The organism is Halobacillus litoralis, from assembly GCF_020171725.1.
GTDB lineage: Bacteria > Bacillota > Bacilli > Bacillales > Halobacillaceae > Halobacillus > Halobacillus litoralis_F.
Genome location: NZ_JAIVAJ010000008.1, coordinates 1 through 20316, shown reverse-complemented (window position 1 = coordinate 20316; position 20316 = coordinate 1). Strand labels below are relative to the sequence as shown.

Annotated in this window: 18 protein-coding genes and 1 pseudogene; 13 read left to right on the top strand and 6 right to left on the bottom strand. The window is 47.8% G+C overall.

The genetic code is table 11. From position 1 onward, the window contains the following. Positions 1 to 99 precede the first annotated feature (99 nt). The 6 genes from LCM20_RS16095 (at position 100) to LCM20_RS16070 (ending at position 4890) form a co-directional block, all read left to right on the top strand. A complete protein-coding gene (locus tag LCM20_RS16095) occupies positions 100 to 729 on the top strand; it encodes an NUDIX hydrolase (RefSeq protein WP_225196519.1) in 630 nt (209 codons plus the stop codon). Between the two features lie 215 nt (positions 730 to 944). Next, positions 945 to 1769 (top strand): GNAT family N-acetyltransferase, encoded by an 825-nt coding sequence (locus tag LCM20_RS16090; protein ID WP_225196518.1) that lies wholly within the window; start codon positions 945 to 947, stop codon positions 1767 to 1769. Positions 1770 to 1860: 91 nt separating this feature from the next. Then, on the top strand, positions 1861 to 2283 hold the full coding sequence (locus LCM20_RS16085) for a VOC family protein (RefSeq protein ID WP_225196517.1): 423 nt from the start codon (positions 1861 to 1863) through the stop codon (positions 2281 to 2283). 185 nt (positions 2284 to 2468) lie between these two features. After that, a complete protein-coding gene (locus tag LCM20_RS16080; RefSeq protein ID WP_225196516.1) occupies positions 2469 to 3578 on the top strand; it encodes an endonuclease in 1110 nt (369 codons plus the stop codon). Positions 3579 to 3751: 173 nt separating this feature from the next. Then, entirely contained in the window at positions 3752 to 4033 is a 282-nt protein-coding gene (locus LCM20_RS16075; protein WP_225196515.1) for a hypothetical protein, read from the top strand. Positions 4034 to 4104: 71 nt separating this feature from the next. Then, positions 4105 to 4890, top strand: coding sequence for a GNAT family N-acetyltransferase (locus tag LCM20_RS16070; protein ID WP_225196514.1), 786 nt, complete (start codon positions 4105 to 4107; stop codon positions 4888 to 4890). Positions 4891 to 4964: 74 nt separating this feature from the next. Here LCM20_RS16070 and LCM20_RS16065 read toward each other — a convergent pair whose 3' ends face one another. Then, positions 4965 to 5711, bottom strand: a complete 747-nt coding sequence (locus LCM20_RS16065; protein WP_225196513.1) for a hypothetical protein — start codon at positions 5709 to 5711, stop codon at positions 4965 to 4967. Between the two features lie 544 nt (positions 5712 to 6255). Between LCM20_RS16065 and LCM20_RS16060 the strand changes: the two genes are divergently transcribed. The 5 genes from LCM20_RS16060 (at position 6256) to LCM20_RS16040 (ending at position 13608) form a co-directional block, all read left to right on the top strand. Beyond that, entirely contained in the window at positions 6256 to 7947 is a 1692-nt protein-coding gene (locus LCM20_RS16060) for an IucA/IucC family protein (RefSeq protein ID WP_225196512.1), read from the top strand. Further along, on the top strand, positions 7944 to 9815 hold the full coding sequence (locus tag LCM20_RS16055) for an IucA/IucC family protein (RefSeq protein WP_225196511.1): 1872 nt from the start codon (positions 7944 to 7946) through the stop codon (positions 9813 to 9815). The genes LCM20_RS16060 and LCM20_RS16055 overlap by 4 nt, the downstream gene beginning before the upstream one ends. A gap of 15 nt (positions 9816 to 9830) precedes the next feature. Beyond that, positions 9831 to 11000: a type III PLP-dependent enzyme gene (locus LCM20_RS16050; protein ID WP_225196510.1), complete on the top strand. Its 1170-nt coding sequence runs from the start codon at positions 9831 to 9833 to the stop codon at positions 10998 to 11000. A 98-nt stretch (positions 11001 to 11098) separates the two neighbouring features. Continuing rightward, positions 11099 to 12799, top strand: coding sequence for a M3 family oligoendopeptidase (locus tag LCM20_RS16045; protein ID WP_225196509.1), 1701 nt, complete (start codon positions 11099 to 11101; stop codon positions 12797 to 12799). Next, positions 12796 to 13608 (top strand): metallophosphoesterase, encoded by an 813-nt coding sequence (locus LCM20_RS16040; RefSeq protein WP_225196508.1) that lies wholly within the window; start codon positions 12796 to 12798, stop codon positions 13606 to 13608. Before LCM20_RS16045 ends, LCM20_RS16040 begins: the two co-directional genes overlap by 4 nt. A gap of 12 nt (positions 13609 to 13620) precedes the next feature. Here LCM20_RS16040 and LCM20_RS16035 read toward each other — a convergent pair whose 3' ends face one another. Next, positions 13621 to 13992, bottom strand: a complete 372-nt coding sequence (locus tag LCM20_RS16035; protein WP_225196507.1) for a MerR family transcriptional regulator — start codon at positions 13990 to 13992, stop codon at positions 13621 to 13623. Positions 13993 to 14098: 106 nt separating this feature from the next. On the opposite strand from LCM20_RS16035, the gene LCM20_RS16030 reads away from it, so the two are divergent. After that, a complete protein-coding gene (locus tag LCM20_RS16030; RefSeq protein ID WP_225196506.1) occupies positions 14099 to 14860 on the top strand; it encodes an SDR family NAD(P)-dependent oxidoreductase in 762 nt (253 codons plus the stop codon). An 85-nt stretch (positions 14861 to 14945) separates the two neighbouring features. On the opposite strand, the gene LCM20_RS16025 is transcribed toward LCM20_RS16030, so the two are convergent. The 4 genes and pseudogenes from LCM20_RS16025 to LCM20_RS16010 all read right to left on the bottom strand — a co-directional run bounded on the left by LCM20_RS16025 (position 14946) and on the right by LCM20_RS16010 (position 19441). Further along, a complete protein-coding gene (locus tag LCM20_RS16025; protein ID WP_225196505.1) occupies positions 14946 to 16877 on the bottom strand; it encodes an ABC transporter permease in 1932 nt (643 codons plus the stop codon). Then, positions 16867 to 17629: pseudogene (locus LCM20_RS16020) on the bottom strand (ABC transporter ATP-binding protein). Before LCM20_RS16020 ends, LCM20_RS16025 begins: the two are co-directional and overlap by 11 nt. Before the next feature lie 100 nt (positions 17630 to 17729). Next, the gene (locus LCM20_RS16015) at positions 17730 to 18755 is read right to left on the bottom strand and encodes a sensor histidine kinase (protein WP_225196504.1); all 1026 of its coding nucleotides are present in this window, start codon (positions 18753 to 18755) and stop codon (positions 17730 to 17732) included. Next, complete coding sequence (locus LCM20_RS16010) at positions 18752 to 19441, bottom strand: response regulator transcription factor (protein ID WP_225196659.1); 690 nt, start codon at positions 19439 to 19441, stop codon at positions 18752 to 18754. Before LCM20_RS16010 ends, LCM20_RS16015 begins: the two co-directional genes overlap by 4 nt. 244 nt (positions 19442 to 19685) lie before the next feature. On the opposite strand from LCM20_RS16010, the gene LCM20_RS20265 reads away from it, so the two are divergent. After that, complete coding sequence (locus LCM20_RS20265) at positions 19686 to 20054, top strand: LytTR family DNA-binding domain-containing protein (RefSeq protein WP_412098007.1); 369 nt, start codon at positions 19686 to 19688, stop codon at positions 20052 to 20054. Positions 20055 to 20316: the final 262 nt, after the last annotated feature.

Here is a 20316-nt window from a genome sequence, read left to right as displayed (position 1 = left end):
CGCGTGAGAACCTCTTTAACTAAGAGGTTCTTTTTCTTTGTAAGCACCAAATCAACTCTCCGTTACATACTTTGATATAGTAATAGGAGAGGTGAAAGTATGAACGCTGAAGAAATCATTCAAAAAATGAAGTCCCATACGCCGGACGTCCTTGGCCAGACGTCTTACCGGAATTATTCCATCCTCCTGCCTTTGATTGAAAAAGAGGGCGAGCTCCACCTCGTCTTTGAGGTGCGTTCGTTGAACATGCGCAGACAGCCGGGAGAGGTCTGTTTTCCGGGCGGACGAGTGGACGAGGAAGATCGGATCGAGAAAGACACAGCTGTAAGAGAAGCGATGGAGGAGCTCGGAATCCATAACCATGACATCACCAAGGTTTATCCATTCGATTACATGGTGTCTCCATTCGGGATGAAGGTGTCCACCTATGTTGGGTTTATGAACTGTTCGGAAACAGACATGGACCCGAACCCCGCTGAAGTCGAGGAAGTGTTTACCGTGCCACTGTCTTTCTTTTTGAAAACGGAGCCGGATACACACTATATTCGGATGAAAATCGAGCCTGAGGAAGGCTTTCCGTTTGATCTCATCCCTGGAGGGGAGAACTACAACTGGAGAACGCAGCGTTTTCCGGAATACTTTTATCAGTACGGTGATAAAGTGATCTGGGGGCTCACAGCGAGCGTCATTGTCCATTTTGTAGAGATGATTCAAGGATCAGGAGAATAACAGAATGCAGAGACAGGGACAGCTTCAGGCTGTTCCTGTTTTTTAGTAGGGATTGGTCTTTGTAAGGGGTTCATCTATAATTGGTAGAAAAAGGAGGGTTATCTATGCCAAGTCACAACCTGTCATGGTAGATTCTAATGAAAGAGGAGGAGACAAGCATTAACCGACTTACTTACGAAACAGATTACTCAAATAATAAAAGCCTTCGGGAAGGGTTGTATCCATTGTTCGAGACCGTGTTTGATATTCCTTTTTCCACCTTCAAGGATTTCCACTCCAGAGGTTTTTGGGACCCGTCCTACAAGCCTTATTCATACTTTGTGGAAGGGCGTGCCGTCGCCAATGTGTCCACTTTTCAATGGCCGATTCTTTTGGACGGAAACCACAGGCAGGCGATAGGGATTCAATCCGTCATGACCCATCCGGAATACAGAGGAACCGGACGAATGGCAGACCTGATGAACAAGGCTGTAAAAGACATAGATGCTGAAGGGCGGCTCGCTTTTTTAGTGACATCCGACCCTGTTTTATACGAGAAATTCGGATTCAGTGTACTTAAAGAATATTATTTTGTGAAAAAAAGAACTCATCAGGGTTCAGGAAGCAGTGACTTGCGGCCAATCGACCCTTTTGATGTGGAAGATTTGGGGATTATCCAAAGGCTCTTCAGAAACAATACGCCCAGCTCATCGGTGTTCTATCCCTTAAACTATGAACATTCCTTTTATTTGAATGTGTACAATCCTTTTCTTAAGGAGCTGCTCTATTATTCTCCTTCGCGTGATGTGCTTGTTATGTATGAAGTGCTCGAGGGAAGGCTTGAGTTGTTTGATGTCATCGGGGAGACACTGCCTGAATTGGATGAGGTCTGTTCATGGATCCGGGAACCGTTTGAAGAAGTCCATTTGTTTATGTCCCCGGACAAGTTTGATGCGGATTTTGAAGTACGGGAGTATTCGTCGCCTGACTGTTTGATGGTTCGAGGGGAAGTGAACGAAGACCATCTCCAAGTGAAGTTACCGGTCTTTGCAGAATTTTAGTAACAGGAGTGGAGGAGAGGTATATGAAGGCCGGAAAGGTCCTCAGCATGTGTTACGTTTATACGTGTAATCATAGTAAGGAGGAAGACCATTGAAACCAAAAGTATCTGTCATCACAATCGGGGTCGATGACCTTAGAAGAGCTTTGCATTTCTACAGGGACGGCTTAGGCTTTCCGACTGAAGGGATCGTTGGTGAGGAGTTTGACCACGGTGCCGTCGCGTTTTTTGATATGCATGCTGGTCTGAAACTGGCGATCTGGAACCGTAAGGACATTGCTCACGAGACGAAGGTGGAAGTCGGAAGCCCGAGTCCGACCGAGTTCACTCTTGGGCATAATGTGAACAGTAAAGAAGAGGTCGACGCGATCATGCAGCAAGCGGAGAATGCTGGAGCGGTCATCACAGATCCTGCCCATGATACATTTTGGGGTGGTTATTCCGGTCATTTTCAAGATCCGGATGGACACCTTTGGGAGATCGTATGGAACCCGGAGTGGGGAGAAGTAGATTGATCTTCTAGAGAGTAGAGAAAAGGTTGATTTCGATTAGGAGATCAACCTTTTTCTATGGATAATATTGAGACTATGTTAAGCATATGTTCCTGTTTTGAAAAGATCCTCGTAAAAAGCAGGTATACATTCATTTATCTCGAATAGTATGTACGCACGTTATTACATAGGCAAGGAGTCGAGAAAAAATGAAGAAGCTTTTCATGGTTTGTTTTGCGTTTGTATTGATGACGGTAGGTACCGTTCATGCGGCGGGAGCGTTGACGGTTCAGGAGACCTTGTATCAGTCGAATGGTTCTAGTGTGACGGTAGAAGGGTACATCGTGGGGGTTCCGGTTTCCACAACTGAAGTGCAGCAAAGTGGTTTTACGAGTAACTATGCATTGGCCTTGGCGGACAGTCCTTCTGAAACCAATATGAACGAGATGGTTCTCGTGAAGCTGGATTCCGCTTATCGCAGTGAATGGGGGCTGCAGAGCAACCCTGGAAAAATGGGCGAGCTCATTCAAGTCCAAGGTGTAGTCGACCCCTATTTCAGCCACAAGGGTATTGAAAATGTAAGCTCGATCACGGCAGCGACTACGGATGATGGAGGCAGTGACAATGGGGGTCCATCTGTAAGTGGGTACTATGAAAATGCAGACGGCCTGACAGGGTCTTCGCTTAAGGCGGCCCTGCACAACATCATTGATGATCACACAGAGCTTTCGTATAGTGACGTTTGGGGAGCGCTTCGTGACACAGATGAAGACCCTTATAATGCAAACAACGTCGTCCTTCTTTATTCAGGTGATTCCATTTCCAAGTACGAAAATGGCGGCTTCGTCGACGAATGGAACCGTGAGCACGTCTGGGCTAAGTCGCACGGTGATTTCGGCACATCAAGAGGACCTGGAACAGATATTCACCACCTACGCCCAACGGATGTATCCATCAACTCATCCCGCGGCAACTTAGACTTTGATAATGGTGGAAGTCCTCTAGCAGAAGCACCAGAAAACTTCTATGACTCTGATTCCTGGGAACCGCGCGATGAAGTGAAGGGCGACGTAGCCCGTATGATCTTCTACATGGCTGTGCGCTATGAAGGGGGTGCAGGAGAAGTTGACTTGGAAATCGCTAACTACACAGGTACAAACGGTCCTTATTTAGGGAAACTGTCTGTTCTGAAACAGTGGCACGAAATGGATCCGGTGAGTGAATTCGAACGTAATCGTAACGAAATCATCTACGCGGATTATCAAGGCAACCGCAATCCATTCATTGACCATCCTGAATTTGTTGAATACATCTGGTAATACAAAAATGATGTGTTATCTCAATAAAGAAGAGACCCTTAATTGAAAAGGGTCTCTTCTTTATTGGGGGAACTTATATATTTTTATACATGCCAAAAGGAAAATAGAGGGAATTGTTGAAGTTTTAATACATGAGTGGCTGATTGATCATTATGTAAGCAGGAGGTTGGAGCATGTTTTATCTTTTCTTATTTCTCGGCTTTCTTGTCAACGCCGGCATCTTACTTGGCGGCATGGCCTTTTTCAAGGTCAAGGGAAAGAAAAACGAATTCTCGAAGTTGCTTATCGTAAATCTGGTGGTTTCAGCGCTGGCTTTTTCTTATGGGATGGCAGGAGGAACGCTCAACTCCTTCAATGATCCTTATTTTGTTCAAACAATTGGACTCATGTCTTTCGGGATGCTCGCTTTTTGTATGATCCCACTTATCCTTTACCTGAATCAAATCAGGCAATAACCATTTTAAAGAGGGGCTTCGTTATGATTCGTTTTTATAATCGAGATGATTGTGAAAGTCTTGAAAACTTAATGAGCAAACTAGAAACCGGAACAGGGGAGAAGTTGAAGGAGGACATCGGAAACGCTGAGCAGGTGTTGGTTTATGAACAAAGCGGAGTCAAAGGGGTCTCTTGCTACTCTACGTATGAAAATAGTGAGGAATCCATTGCGCAAATGAGTTTGTATATAGATCCAGAGTACCGACGAAGTGGCTTGGGTGCGAATCTGTATAAAGAAACCGAGAAGCTGATTGCTGAAAGGGATTCCGATTTTGTAAGCGTATATCTCAGTGAGAGCCAGGAGGATGGTCTTCAGTTTGCGGAAAGCATGGGATTTGTGAAGTGGTGGAGTTCTCCGGAATTGATCTATAGAGGAAAACCGTTCTCTAAAACGAACGGTGAATTTGTGAAGTATGACAATGTGTTGTATGAAAGCTTTCGAAAGGTCGTGCAGGATGCCTATTACGACCTCCATGAGAAGGTGGACATCAAACCATATACAGCCTCAGATGACATTGTGAAACAGTATCAGCTGAAAAACAAAGATAGGGTGTATGTCGTCGTTCAAGGTGAGGAAGTTGTGGCATCCGTGACAGTAGGTGATGGAGAAATCGAGAACCTGATGGTTGCGCCTGATCATCAAGGGAAGGGATACGGACGGGAAGCCTTGAAATTCGGTGTGAATACATTACTGAGTGAGGGGTATCCGGAAGTTCGGCTTTGTTATGTGACGGGAAATGAAGCTGCTGAAAATCTGTATTCCTCTATAGGTTTCGAACGCCTGCATACGACTCATGTTTGCCGCAAGTTTATGTGAGAACAGCTTACAGAATACAAAACTCTCAGAGCGTTGAACTCTGAGAGTTTTGTGTGAAAAGTTTTCGTTGCCAGCTATAATCGTTCGTCCCGCTCCTCGTCACTGATCAGCGGACACGTCGGGCAGCATTTGGCTTTGTTGGCGTTATGAAGCATATATTTCATACAGCAGTGTCTTCGTACATACGTTTCTTTCCCGTTGTCCGCCGTGTAATAGCGGAAATCGAAGTGAAGCGGATTGCGGCGGTTTCGGCTGAACAGTTCGTGTGAAGTCATCCAATGAAACAGCTGTTCAATCATTTCCTCTCGCTCCGGATACTGCTTCACGAGTGCACACTTCCGCTGATGAAGGTTATGGGACACGATGGAGCGCATGTGCGTCGACTTGCATCGTGAGACCTTCGCAACCTGCTGGAATAGCGGCTGGATATGACCCGTGATGAAAGTGAGGATCCGCTCTTGAACTTCCTCTTCCGAAAGCTCCTTCAACGGCTTTACGGCCGCTTCAGGTAACACGTAATTCATTTTGTTTTTCTCCTCGAGCTCAATCCCGACTTGAGACGGGTCTGCATCAAGAATAACCCCGTGCGTCACCATCATCTCAAAGAACCCCATGGCAAAAACAGAGTACATTTTCCCGAACAGCAGGCCGGTAATCGAAAGGCTCGGGGCCTCGATGCCTTTGTTCTGCTTGTTCAAAAGCTCCTTCAGTGCGATACGGTCGTTGATCAGATCGTCGACCCGGTAATCCATATGTTCCGAATACTCATCCCCTATATAAAGGCGGTGGTCGTTTTGAAGTTGTTCGAAAATCGTCTTCATAAAAAAACTCCCACTTTTCAGAATGATAACTATTATCAATTATAAAGGATTTCCTTAATCGGGACAACTTTGGGCAGGCATACTGGCATATTGATGCGATCTCGGTTCGTACACTATGTAAGATGGATTGTTTTTTTTCGTAAGCAGACAGTTTCTGAAATCTTCGCTTGAACCTTTATGGGACAGGTCGGATGCCGGTTGCGATGGTCCCAGTCCCATAAATCTCTTAATGGGACAAGCAACGCGCCAATCTGGAGTCTTGCAGTCCCATATATCATTTAATGGGACAGCCCACGCGCTAATGGCGGATCTCACAGTTCCAATTCTCTTTTAATGGGACGTCCAACAAGCCAACAGGGAATCTCACAGTCCCATAACTCATTTTATGAGACAAGCAACACACCAAATAGGCCATCATAGTCCCGATCCTTCCACACCCCTAAGCCGATCAGAATGCTTTCCCCGACCCGTCAGCTTGATTATAATAGTTCTAATCAGGGAATAAGAAGATCATAGACAAACGACCCCATTGAGGTGAAAGAAAATGAAGGAAAAGAAGGAAGCCGAAAGATCGGTGCTTCACCAGCTTGTGCAGGCCTTGATCCGTGAAGAGGTCATGCCGTATGAGTGGGTGACCGAGCATACGCTGAAGTGGTCGTTAGAGGATGATATTTTTATCCGTATCGATAAAAGATATACACTGGGTCATTTGGATATTCAATCCGTTTACACAAAAAATAAAACTCTCTCATCTCCGGCGGAACTGCTGGAACGGCTCTCTTTGGAGAAGAGGTTCGAGGATGAGATTCATAATAGCGTACACAACTATGCCCTGGCGTTAGAGAGCGCTGAGAGACGCCGTGCTGAGCTTGGGGTGTCATCGAATGTGTTTGAGTATATAAACCAACAAAAAGAGGACGAATCATTCAGTCCACTCACGTTCCTGGAGCAGTGGGTCATCCAAGGTCATACGATCCATCCGGGCTCGAGAACGCGGCTTGGTTTGAATGACGACGACCTTAAAGCATACGCCCCCGAGTGGGAGGGACGGCCGGAAGTGATTCCGGTTGCTGTCCGGCAAGGGCTTTACAACAAGACAGGGGCTTCGCCGAGGGAAATCCTGTTCGAGGAGTATCCGGAAGTGGAGCATGCCTTCTATGAACGCGGGCTTGATCCGGAATCGTATGAGTTGATTCCTGTCCATCCTTGGCAGTGGGAGCACACGATTCAAAAGCGGTATCAGGAAGCCTTGCGTAGAGGGGATCTTGTCGCGCTTGATCGAGCACGAATCCCAACAGCAGCGCTCATTTCATTCCGGACATTGGCGCCGCTTCACAATCGAAAAAAACACCACATCAAAACGGCGGTCAATATCCAGATGACGAGCGCCGTACGGACGGTGTCTCCAGCGTCTACGAAAAACGGCCCGACGCTGTCGAAGGTACTGTGCGGTGTGTTTGACGAGATGGATCATCCGGTTTCTGTGATGAAGGAGTCTGCCGGCATTCATTATGTGCCGGGAGATGAAGTGGACCAGAAGAATCTGGCTGCCATTCTACGTGAGAATCCGGAACGTACATTGAAGGAAGGGGAAACCGCCATTTCGGCCGCTTCTCTGATGGCCGACTCGCCGTTCACCGGTGACCTGATCCTTGAAGATGCCATCGAGTATCAGCAGATTGAGCCGGAAAAATGGATCAGGCAGTACGCCTCGGTTCTTCTGCCCGGTCTTTTGACACTGATGACGAAGTACGGGGTGAGTATGGAAGCGCATTTGCAAAACGTTGTCGTCGTTTTCGAAAACGCCAGACCGAAACGAGTGATACTGCGCGATTACGGAGGTGTGCGTGTGATGAATGACCGCCTTAAGCAAGTTGCTGACACAGAGATTGATCCGAGTACGAACCTTCTGACTGACGATGTCTCCGAGTTGATCAGCATCTTTTCTCATGCGCTCCTTCATAACCATCTGGGAGAGATGATCGTCGCCTTGACACGTAAACGAAACCTAGAAGAAGCGGATTTGTGGGCACAGGTCGTAGACGTCATAAAGAGCACGTACCTGACCCTTCGAGAAGAGACGCCGGATGCAAAAGAAGACGAAGCGTTGTTATTTTCCGATACACTGCCGATGAAGGCGCTCGTGAAGATGCGTCTGTCGGATCGGTATACAGACAACATGTACGTTCAAGTTCACAACCCATTGCGGTTGGGAAGCGAGGTGCCGAAACGATGACGATGCCATTACAAACGAAACAAATGACCGATCTGCTTCCGGAAGAACAGAAGTGCCTTCGCTATCTAATGGAGCACCACCCGGACGATGCACCGGCATTTATGGACCAGCTTGACCAAGGGCGGCGGAGCATCCTTCATAAATTGGCCTCTGCCATCCTTCGGGAAAATATAGACGGCTTGTATTCGAAGGCAGTGGATCTGCGGAGCGGCGTTGCGACACCGTATGCCCAGCAGCTTGAACGGTATCCGCTTCGCTCCGATCTCGTCTATAAGCTGGTGCCTCTTGAGGGGTACGCTATCGTATTTCCGATTTTGAACGAGTACTCCTTCAGGCGCGTCGAGACGTGTGAAGATCTTTTATACGTGGATGACCACGAGGTAAAGACCATTCAGACGGCTTCTGAGCTGGTGGACCGTCTGTTTCAGGAACACGACTATCCGAATGTCACAAGGTTCAAAGAGGAACTGGATAACGGGACAGCCAATATGACGCTAGCGTTAGTCAGGAATCAAGTGTGGAAGAAGCCTTTTGATGCGCGGAACACGATGGACGTCGTGCAAAAAGAGCGCGCCTTGAATCCGGCCTTTTCTGCTAGTCTCTTTTATGAACAGCTGGTACTTGAAGGGCATCACCTTCATCCGGGGGCCAAAACAAAGCTCGGCTTGTCTTATGAAGACGTGGAGCGATATGCGCCGGAATACCACAGGCCGTTCGACGTGCGTTTCGTTGCGGTCAAACGGACGCATCTCGTTTCGACGGACGCCACTCCTGTGCTGAGAGATGATTTTCCTGGTGAGTGGGAGAAAGCACAAGCGGAGCTCCACGACCGCGGGTACAGGGCAGTGGATTATGACGTTCTGCCGGTGCACCCATGGCAGTTCGAGCATGCGATTCCGGACATCTACCGTACGGAAATCGAAGCGGATGAAGTCATTTTATTAAAAGAGGTCCGGCTGATGGCGGATGCGACGTCTTCGTTCCGGACGGTGAGTCCGCACGGGGAGGATACGCCGGTGTTGAAGCTTGCGGTGAACAGTCAGATGACGTCGACGGTGCGATCGATTTCTCCTCAGACGGCGCTTAATTCGCGTGTGTTTACGGAGATGATGGAGCGTATCTTGGAACGGGATCCGCTGCCTCGTTTTGTTCCGTTGAATGAGACGAAGGGGGCTGCGTTCAAGTCTTCTGATGCGTTGAAGAAGCGGAATTTGACGATGCTGATCCGTGAGAGTGTGGATGCGAACTTGGAAGAGGGGGAAGTGGCGGTCGCTGGGATGGCGTTGTATGCCACGTCGCCGATGAGTGGGAAGACGGTTCTGGAGGAGCTTGTAGAAGCCTCGGGTCAGACGCCTCTTCACTTTTTTGAACAATATATCCGGACGGTGCTGCCGGGTTATCTTACGCTGATGGTGAAGTACGGGGTGGCGCTTGAGGGGCATTTGCAGAACAGCGTGCCGGTCTTTCGGAACGGGAAGATTTCGCGCTTCTTCTTCCGAGATTGGGGTGGCTCCCGTATTTATAAGCCGAGGCTCTTGAAGCAGGGAATCGAGGCGGCGTTTGCGGAAGGCTCTGTTTCGGTGACGGATGACGTGTCCGATATGCACAACAAGCTGTATTACACCGTTTTTCAGAATCATATCGGGGAAATCATCCGTCAGCTTGCGGATGACGAGTCGGTGTATTGGGAGCTGGTGAAGAAGGTGTGTGAAGAGACGTTGGATCAGCTTGAAGGCTTGGAAGAAGAGGTGGCGGTGGATCGTGGCTTTCTGTTTCAGCCGACGGTCATGCACAAGTCTTTGACGAAGATGAGGCTGACCGACCGGAAAGAATACGACTACACAGAAGTACCGAACCCTTTATCATAGAAAGAGGAATGAGTTATGAATGCAGTAGAACATTATCTAATGAATCGAACATCGGATGAACCCGTTTGTGCTTATGTGTACGATTTGAACGGATTGCGTGACCATGCGGAAGGATTGAAGTCGAGTCTTCCTAGTGGATGCCGTTTCTATTACGCGGTGAAGGCGAACTCTGATCAGCCGATTCTCGAGGCGCTGGAACCGATCGTGGATGGATTTGAGGTGGCCTCTGCCGGGGAGATGGATAAGGTCGAAGCGGTGTCGGAAAAGCCGATGATATTCGGCGGTCCTTCTAAGAAAAACGTAGAGATTGAAGCGGCAATCGAGTCTGGCGTAGAGTACTTGAATGTGGAGAGCTTCCATGAGCTGCGCCGGCTTAACTTTATCGCGGAGCAGAAGGGGACCACGGTTCCGATTTTGGTTCGGGTCAATCTGAGTGAGAATGTCAGCAACAGTCATTTGCGGATGTCGGGCGTCCCGACTCAGTTCGGCGTGGATGAGCGGGACATCCCCCCGTTTTTAGCTGAAGCACTTGAAATGAGCCACGTTGACATTGCCGGCTTCCATTTTCACGCGATGTCCAATAACCTCGATGCAGAGGCGCACGTGGCATTCGTCCGTCTCTGTTTGGAGAAGTCAGCGGACTGGCGCGAACGCTTCGGATTGGATGCGCGTGTGGTGGATATCGGAGGCGGAATCGGCATCAACTATTGGAACCCGGATGAGCCGTTTGACTGGGATACCCTTGCTGAAGGGTTGAAGGAGCTTGACTCCGCTGATGTGGAGCTGATCATCGAAATCGGTCGTTACATGACGGCGGCCTGCGGATCGTATGTGACCGAGGTCGTGGATGTGAAACGTAACCACGGAAAGAATTTTGCCGTCATACGCGGTGGGACGCACCATCTGCGTCTGCCTGCAGCTTGGAAAATGAGTCACCCGTTTCACGTCCTGCCAGTGGAGGAGTGGTCGTACCCGTTCCTGAGGCCGACGGTTGCGCGGGATGAAGTGACCATTGCGGGAGAGCTCTGTACGCCGAATGATGTACTTGTCCGCGGTGAGTATGTGGATGAGCTTCGGGCGGGCGACGTGGTCGTGTTCGAGTATGCCGGCGCGTATGCCTGGACGATTTCCCACCATGAATTTTTGAGTCATCCTAAGCCTGAGATCGTTTATATAGAAAAATGAAGAGGCCCACCTGTTTTTGCAGGTGGCTTCCTTTTTTTGAAGGATTTTTTTTCCTAATCCCGAATACTGTTAAGTGGAAATATAAAGGAGGAACAAACATGAGTACCATCTACATAGAAAAACACGATTTACAAAACACAGAAGCGATTCAAACCAAATTAGAACAACTTCTTCAGCAAGAGCTTTCAACCGTTAAGGAAGTGGAAGGATGGCTGAAGGACGTATCCGACTTCTACGATGAGCTGAGAGAGGCGCTGGATGGACATTATATCGACTTCCAGGCTCATAATCAGGACGCAGAAGCGAAGGCGAAGTTCGAGCATGATCAAAAAGAGATTGAACCTTTGATTAAGATCTATGCAGCGAAGCTTGATGAGAAGCTGATGAGTTCTCCGTTCAAAGACGAGCTGGATCAGGCGCATTATGGCCGTCTGTTGCGCAGCAAAGAGAACGCACTGAAGCTTTTCAACGAAGAGAACGTGCAGCTTGAGGTGGAAGAAGACCGCCTGGCGACGCGCTACTTCGAACTGACGGGTGGGCTGACCGCCGATTGGAACGGGGAAGAGAAGACGATTCCTGAGCTGTTTCCGATACTGGAGGACTCGGACCGTCAGGCAAGGCAGGCCGCTTTTGAAAAAATATTCGGCGCGCTTGAAACGGTTGAAGAGGAACTGCAGGAGATTATGGATCAGCTGATGGAGCTACGTAAGAAGAAGGCGGCAAACAGCGGACTGGAGAATTACCGTGATTACATGTTCAAAAAGTATGAGCGGTTCGATTATACGCCGGAAGACTGTAAGCGACTGGCGGCATCGATTCGGGAACACGTCGTCCCTGTTGCACGAAAGCTTGATGAACAAAAGAGGGAGAGGCTCGGAGTCGATACGCTCATGCCTTATGACAGGAAAGCCGTCCCGGCAGATGAAGCCCCGCTGAAGCCGTTTACGACCCGTGATGAGCTGGTCGAGAAAACGTCAAAGGCACTTGGTCAACTGGATCCACGCTTCCAGGAACTGATCGATACGATGAACGAGAAGGGCATGCTTGATCTTGAAACACGGAAGAACAAGTCACCTGGTGGGTTCTGTACGCCGCTTCCGGTTTCTGAGCTTTCGTTTATTTTCATGAATGCGTCACAGACCCATGATGATATGTTGACGCTTTTCCATGAGATGGGCCACTGCATTCACAATGATCTGAATCGTCACCTTCCGCTATCCTATGATCGTGATACGCCGATGGAATCGTCGGAGCTTGCCAGCATGACGATGGAGCTGATCTCGATGGATCAGTGGGATCATTTTTATTCGACGAAAGAGTGGAAGCAGGCGAAGCTCGATGTCCTGCGCGGCATGATCGGATTCCTGCCGTCCGGAATCCGTGTGGATGAGTTCCAGCACTGGATGTATGAGAACCCGGATCATACGAAGGAAGAGCGGATGGAGAAGTTCGCGGAAATCTCGAAGGAGCTGTCCTCCGGCGTTGTCGATTGGAGCGGCTATGAAGACGTGCGCAAGAAAGAGTGGTTGTTTACGCTTCATATCTTTGAAGTGCCGTTCTACTATGTGGAATATGTCATCGCGCAGCTTGGTGCGATGCAGATGTATAAGCAATACAAAGAAGACCCATCAGGCACGCTTGAGCGTTACAAATATGCGCTTTCCCTCGGGAATACCAAGTCACTATATGAAGTCTATGAAGCGGCCGGCATAAGGTTCGACTTCTCAGCCGACATGATTCAGGAGCTGATGGAGTTTATCCAAAAGGAAATTGCTGAGCTTGAAGCGATGACGGTTTGAGGAAACTCTATACGTTATGGATGGTGCTGCTGCCGATTACGGTAGCAGCTATCGTTCTTTATATCGAAGACAATATACTGAGTGAAACAGAGATTATCGTCACCGATCAAGAACTGCCGGAAGCCTTTGATGGATATAAAATCGTGCACCTCTCTGACCTGCACAGCAAATGGTTCGGAGAAGATCAGAAGCGGTTGATCGAGAGGGTGGAAGAACAGAATCCGGACCTGATCGTATTCACTGGTGATCTCCTCGACCGGAGTCGAAATCAACTGGAACCAGGTGTAACGCTTTTAACCCAATTGAAGAACACAGCTCCTGTTTATTTTGTGACAGGAAATCATGAACGGGGGTCCGGTAAAACAAAAGAATTGATAGAAGAACTTGAAGCACAAGAGGTTCATGTCCTGAGGAATGAATCTCTCGAGCTCCAAAGGAAAGGTGAGGTGATTTCGCTTGCTGGGGTAGAGGATCCCACATTTTCAGGCTCTTTCAGTGAACGGGTGGTACAAACACTAAGTGGAGAATCGTACACCATTTTGTTGTCCCACCGACCTGAGTTCTTTTCCCTTTATCAGGAGCAGGGAGCGGACCTCGTATTTTCTGGTCACGCCCATGGGGGTCAATTCCGAGTCCCTTTCATCGGAGGACTCGTGGCCCCGGGACAGGGCGTATTTCCGGCTTACACGTCAGGGAAGCATGAAGAGGTCGGTACGACAATGATCGTGAGTCGCGGCCTCGGCAACAGCATCTTCCCCCAACGTCTTTTCAACCGACCGGAAATCGTGTCAGTCGAACTGAAAAAGTGAGTGAAAGGGGCATTACTTGAGGGTGTCCGTGGTATGAATCATCTCTTTGTACATCTTCACTTTCTTTTCCAACATGGCCTCGGTTTCTCGTAATTCGGCCATTTGCTGCTGGATGTTCTGCATGTGGACTTCAAGTAAATGTAGCCGGTCCAAAGCTGTATGGTCCCCTTCTTTTACATAATGCGTGTACTGCTTGATTTGAGAGACTGGCATGTTCGTTTCTCGTAGCTTCAAAATAAAACGCAGCCAGCCCACTTGCTGCTCGGTGTACCTTCGAATGCCTGATGGAGTTCGTTCGGATTGCATGATCCCTTCTTCTTCATAGTAGCGGAGGGTATGGGGTTTAATCCCTGTTTTTTCAGCTACCTCGCTGATTGTGTACATCGATCTGTCCTCTCCTTCTGTGTCTCCAAGTGACCAAGCTTGACTTCAAGTGCACTTGAATTTGTATGATGATAGCGTAACACATTCTAAAGTGGAGGGTTCACCTATGACTTATACGGTAATTACAGGAGCTAGTTCTGGAATTGGATATGAAGCTGCCATCGCATTTGCTGCAAGAGGGAAGAATTTGATCCTCGTTGCACGTCGAGAGGGAAAACTGGAAGAATTGAAAGCGGACATTCAAGCGAAGTATGATGTGGATGTCATTGTGAAGCCGGAAGATTTGACCGTTAGTGAACGCGTCCATGGTCTTTATGAAGACCTGAAGCAATATGAACTGGAAACACTCGTGAACAATGCAGGGTTTGGAAACTTTGATCCTGTAGCAGAACAGGATTTAAATAAGATTCAGAAGATGATTCGATTGAATGTGGAAGCTTTAACGGTTCTTTCTACCTTGTTCGCACGGGATTACGAAAATAAAGAAGGAACACAGCTGTTAAACATCTCATCAGCAGGCGGCTACAACATCGTAGGAGGAGCGGTCACCTATTGCTCCACCAAGTTCTTCGTCAGCGCCTTTACAGAAGGACTTGCTCAAGAGCTGCAAGGGAAAGGTGCTGAAATGAAAGCGAAAGTCCTGGCACCTGCTGCAACGGAAACCGAGTTCATGAAGCGTTCGTTGGATGTAGAAGACATTGAGTATGAGGGCAATGTGAAGCAGTACCATACAGCGAAAGAAATGGCTCAGTTCCTGCTTGAGCTTTATGATAGCAGCAAAGTCGTTGGAATCGTGGACGGGGAAACGTATGAATTTCACTTGAAAGATCCCCTGTATCCGTACGTTCAGCGTTCATTTAGTGAATAAAGCATCAATCATGACAATAACCCCGACGAGTGCATGGATGGACATGCTCTCGACGGGGTTCATTGTATGTTTCGGCAGTGAATGCTTAACGCAGAGACGTGCGTATCACTTTTCTATAATGCTGAATGGATAGGAGTCCAAAAATAGAATAAAGCGATGCGTAGATTCCCATGACGATAAACATCGGTGCCCATAGCTCTGATCCGAAAATGAACCACCCTGATTGGACAGCGAAATAGCTGTGAAGCAGTCCGATGGCAAGCGGGATGCCGAAGTTGAAGAGCTGCTTCTGGATGATGCCTCGTAGAAGGTCTGTCCGTGTAAAGCCGAGCTTTCGTAGAATCGTGTAGTTCGCTCTCTCTTCTTCGCTTTCATCCACCTGTTTAAAGTAAAGAATACAACCTGACGTGATCAGGAAGGTCAGCCCGAGGAATCCAATGATAAACAAGGATAGACCGATGCTTTGTTTTTGATCGGTGGTCATGTTCAAGCGGGAGTACTGGGGTAATTCTCCGCTTTCCATTTCGTTGAACAGTTTGTTGGCTTCCTCTAACTGTCCATTTCCATCAATGTTGACCGTTACCTGAACGTTGCTTCCGAACTGAAGCTCAGGATCACGAGCCTCTTGGATTTGAGTGAAAGTTTCCGAGTCGACAACAGCCGCTGGAAGACCACCACTGGAGAAAAAGTAACTGATGTAGTATTCGTCCTTTGTTGCGGTGAGCTGCTTCTCTCCGACTCCCTCGAACAGGACAGTACCGGTATCTTCAAGCGACACAACCTTCTCCATCAAGTCGTTTCGTCCAGAGAACACCACTTCATCTTTTTCCACGTTGAGATTTGGAACGTCTTCGTCACCAATGACCGCGACAATCATTTCAGAGGCATCAAAATTGAACGAGTCAAGGTCCGCTTGGACGAGCTCTTTGACATTCAGGTTGGAACGGACGATTTCGATTTCATTGGCCTCAAAGTCGATGCCATTCTGCTCAAGCTTTTGAATGAACGCTTCTGAACCATCGGGGTCCATAAAGGCGAAGTCGCCCGCAACAATATCCTTTGCGGTCTCTTCTGCAGAATAATACGTGATGTAGCTCAAGGAAAGCAGCCCGATGGCAAGGGCCGAAACCGTTGTGATGACCGTCAGCATAAGGGAGTTCGATTTCATCCGGAATAGGATGGAGGATAGAGAAATCACCTCTGTCACATTCAAATAGCCGCCTTTTTTCTTCCGGATCAAATGTCCGATAAATGAAACAGACCCTTTATAAAAGAGATAAGTCCCTAATATGACGGTAAATAAAATGAACAGCATCGCTCCGAAGATAAGTTCGACACGTACAATATCTCCATCGAACAACACGGACGAGACGTAATAACCAGTGCCAATAAGCAGGATTCCGAGAACCCCGATGATCACTTCGACCACGGACTGTCGCTTTCCTTCACGAGTGGCACGGACATTGAATAAGTCCAGAATGCTCTTTTTTCGAATGAACAAGGCGTTTGAGACCATGATGAGGGCGTAGATGATGGTGAACAGAATCAGCGTCTGGACCAGCGCCTCAGTCGAGAACACAAGGGATGCTACCGCCGTTTGCCCGGTGATGTTCAGCAAAATGAGCTCGAGAAACTTCGAGCCTGCAAAACCGATGAATACGCCGACGGCTAACGAACTGAAATACAACAGGAAGTGTTCGATACTGAGAACACGGAACACTTGATTCTTCGTCATTCCAATCAGCTGATAAAGACCGATCTCACGACTTCGTCTCTTAATGAAAATACGGTTGGCGTATAACAGAAACACCGCAACAATCGCGATCAGTACGATGGAAGCTAGTCTGATGCCGACGCTTCCTGTTGTCGTCTGCTGAGCGGACGAGGTATCCGGAGATGCGCTCATCGTCACAAAGGCAAAGTATAGAGATACGCTGAAAATCAGGGCAAAGATATAAAGAGAGTAGTGCCCTATATTCTTCTTAAAGCTTTTCCATATGAGTTGATTAAGCGTCATGGTGAACGCCTCCCAATACGCCCTGGGTCTTCATGATGTCTTTCAAGAAAGCCTCGCGCGTCTGCTCCCCTTTGTAAAGCTGAGTATACATCTGACCGTCTTTGATAAAAATGACGCGCGAGCCATAACTGGCAGCGACAGGGTCGTGGGTCACCATCGTAATGGTTGCGTCCCTTTTGCCGTTCAATTCGCTCAGTTTGTCCAAAAGGCTGGAGGCAGACTTCGAATCCAGTGCGCCCGTCGGTTCATCCGCAAATATGATGCTCGGTTCGTGAATGAAGGCACGTGCCGCTGACGTACGCTGCTTCTGTCCACCGGAAATTTCATTTGGATATTTATGAGCGATATCTTCAATGCCAAGATCCTTTGCAATTTGATCAAACTGCTTCTGTGCCGCCTTCTTTGAAATCTTCGCCACAGAGAAGCGGAAGAAGAATGTTTTCCTTCACCGTCAACGTATCGAGTAGGTTATACTCTTGAAAAAGAAAGCCGAGATGATGCTTTCTGAACTCGGCCAGTGCCTTCTCCCTCTTCGTCGTGATCTCTGTATCTCCGATTTGAATCGAGCCCTGGCTGACTTGATCGATGGAAGAGAGCACGTTGAGAAGCGTCGTTTTTCCTGAACCTGACGCACCCATAATGCTGACAAACTCTCCTTTTTCAATCGTCAGGTCGATGCTTTTCAGCACTTCCTGTTTCGTGAATTTATTTCCATAACTTTTATGAATTTTCACAGCTTCAAGTAATGGCATGTGCATTCCTCCCGTTTGATGATACGTTCAGTATAGTAGGCTTTCTGCTTTGTTTCCTTCGATTGAACGAACAAAAAAGGGAAAGCATGTGACGTTTTTGTCACATGCTCGTGGTCGGTTGTACGAAATTCTTTTGCTCCGTAAAATCGTTCGGCTTAGAGAACGTGAGGGTGGCGGTCGTTCCTTTGTGGAGTTGGGATTCAATTTGTAAATCGATTTTGAGCGTCCTTGCGATCCGGTCAGCTAAATAGAGACCCATTCCTGTCGAGTTAGAGTCGTGGTGATGGGAGGTGGACGTGAAGCCTTTCTCAAAAATGCGCGGCAGGTCACTAGGGTCGATGCCTCGTCCGAAATCTTGGATTGCAAAGTGAACATGTTGATTCTGAAGGCTTGAGGTGATGTGAATATCCGCGTTCTCACTGTATTTCACAGCATTGGTGAGCAGCTGACGGATGAGGAACGTCACCCACTTTGCATCGGTCAGCACGGTCGTTTCCTCCAAATCGATCTCGATGCCAATCCCTTTCTGTCTGCACCAGGATTGCAGGGTCTTAATTTCGTTGAATAAGAGCGGCTTCAAATCGACTTGTTCCATGTAGATATCCTTCTCCATAAAAGGCAGGCGCTTTTGGTGGAGCTGCTGCTCGAGAAGGAGATGGATTCTTAGCCATTCATACTTCAACGGCTGTTTCAGCTCAGGGTCCTCGATATCTTGAAGCATCAAGTCCATCGCCGTCAGTGGTGTTTTCACTTCATGAATCCATGCCAGCAGCTCGTCTTTTTCTTCCTCGGTCTCCCGCTGCAGTGTAGAAGCTCTGCGCTGAAGCTGGTGCATTTCATCTTTCAATGTCGTCTCCACGATTTTTTCAAACGGACGAAGCCCTTCTGGAATACTCGTGACATCCTGATCCATCACACGCTCCTTCAACTGCTGGTAGAAAGCCGATTCTCTCTTGTACCTTACAAAAAGAAACACGAGGAAAGCGCTCGTTGAGAGGAAGACGTAATAAAGGACAGACTCGAATGGAATGGTGGCATCGAGCGCACTGAGTAGGAGGAGGAATCCTTGAAGTGTGCCTATGAACACAATCCAGCTCATTTTTTCCCTGAGATAGGCGGGCATCATGGTTTCACCTTCTCAATAGCTTTATATCCCTGCCCGGTTTTCGTTTCAATGGTTTTCTCAAGACCGATTTCACCAAGTCGCTTGCGCAGGCGGTTGACATTGACCGTCAACGTATTGTCGCTGATAAAACGTTCATCCTGCCAAAGCTTTTCGATCAGCGTATCGCGGCTGACCACTTTATTTTTTTGTTCGATGAGCAGTTTCAAGATCAGCGTCTCATTCTTCGTCAGTTCGATCGTTCCATGATCGCTCGTCAGCCGGTTCTGCTCGAAATCGACGTTGGCTCCGTTGAACGTCTTGAGTTCGTTCGATTCCGCATTGTAATTATACGCACGGCGAAGCAGCGCCTGGACTTTGGCGATGAGGACATCAAAGTGGAACGGTTTCTGAATGAAGTCGTCCGCTCCAAGATTCATCGACATCACCATATCGGTCGGGTGATCCCGGGAAGATAAGAAAAGAATCGGAACGCTGGAATGCTCGCGGATAAGCCGGCACCAGTGAAACCCGTCATACTTCGGAAGCTGAATATCAATCACTACAAGTTCTGGCTTCACCGATGTGAAGGTTTCCATCACTTGGCTGAAATCTTCAATGCCATATACGTCATAAGACCACTGCTTAAGGCGGTCCCGGATTTGTTGGAATAAGGTCAGGTCGTCTTCGATGATGAGAATTTTGAACATATGATCCACCTCAGGTTTGATAGTACCCAAATTATAGCAAAGTTATCATCCGGACACCTCCTGTTCGAAGGAAAGTGAAGTGTAAATTGTGTAAAGGTCAAATTAAGAGTTAATGGATAATATTGACTCATTTGTTAGAAAGCGTTATCTTGAAAGTGCCACGACTGATGAAAACACTCTTGGAGGTGAGAAGAACAGGTTCACCATCTTCAGGATTCCATTTTTTAAGATCCCTCCTTGAGAAATGGGGACTACTGAGATGATACTTACAACCGACTATAATGACGAAAATAAGTTGATTATCGTACGCAAATCAGGAGTTAGTTTTATACGTCTGGAATCCATTATTTTTATGGAAACATCTCAACGTTGTACAAGAATTATTACAAATACTGAAGATTACTATACTCATCAATCGCTAAAAGACATCGGCCGCGAGCTTCCGGATGAATTTTTCAGAGCACATAAATCCTACATTGTGAACATGCACCAAATAAAAGATATCGAGTTGTTTGCAAATTGTACGTTCAGCGTTGAATTCTACGGAAGTTCGGAGAAAGCATATATGACCAAGAAGAGGTTAGAAGAGATGTTGACCAAATGGAGAGACTAACGCCGTCGCGTTAGTCTTTTTAGTTGTTGAGAAGGTTCTGAATAAAATAGAGTGAGTCGTGGGGTGGAAAATAGCTCGCTTTCCGCGGCGGACGCCGAGCTAACTTAGGCTAAAGCCTAAGTGGATCTCGCCGTGGTCCGTTAATCCCGCAGGAGATTCCTGTGGGATTGTATGAAGGGGTCCTTGTAAAAAAAGAAGCCCTCCGATATGATGCGTTTGTACAACCAAATACAAACATCAAAAGGAGGACTTCCCTTTGAAT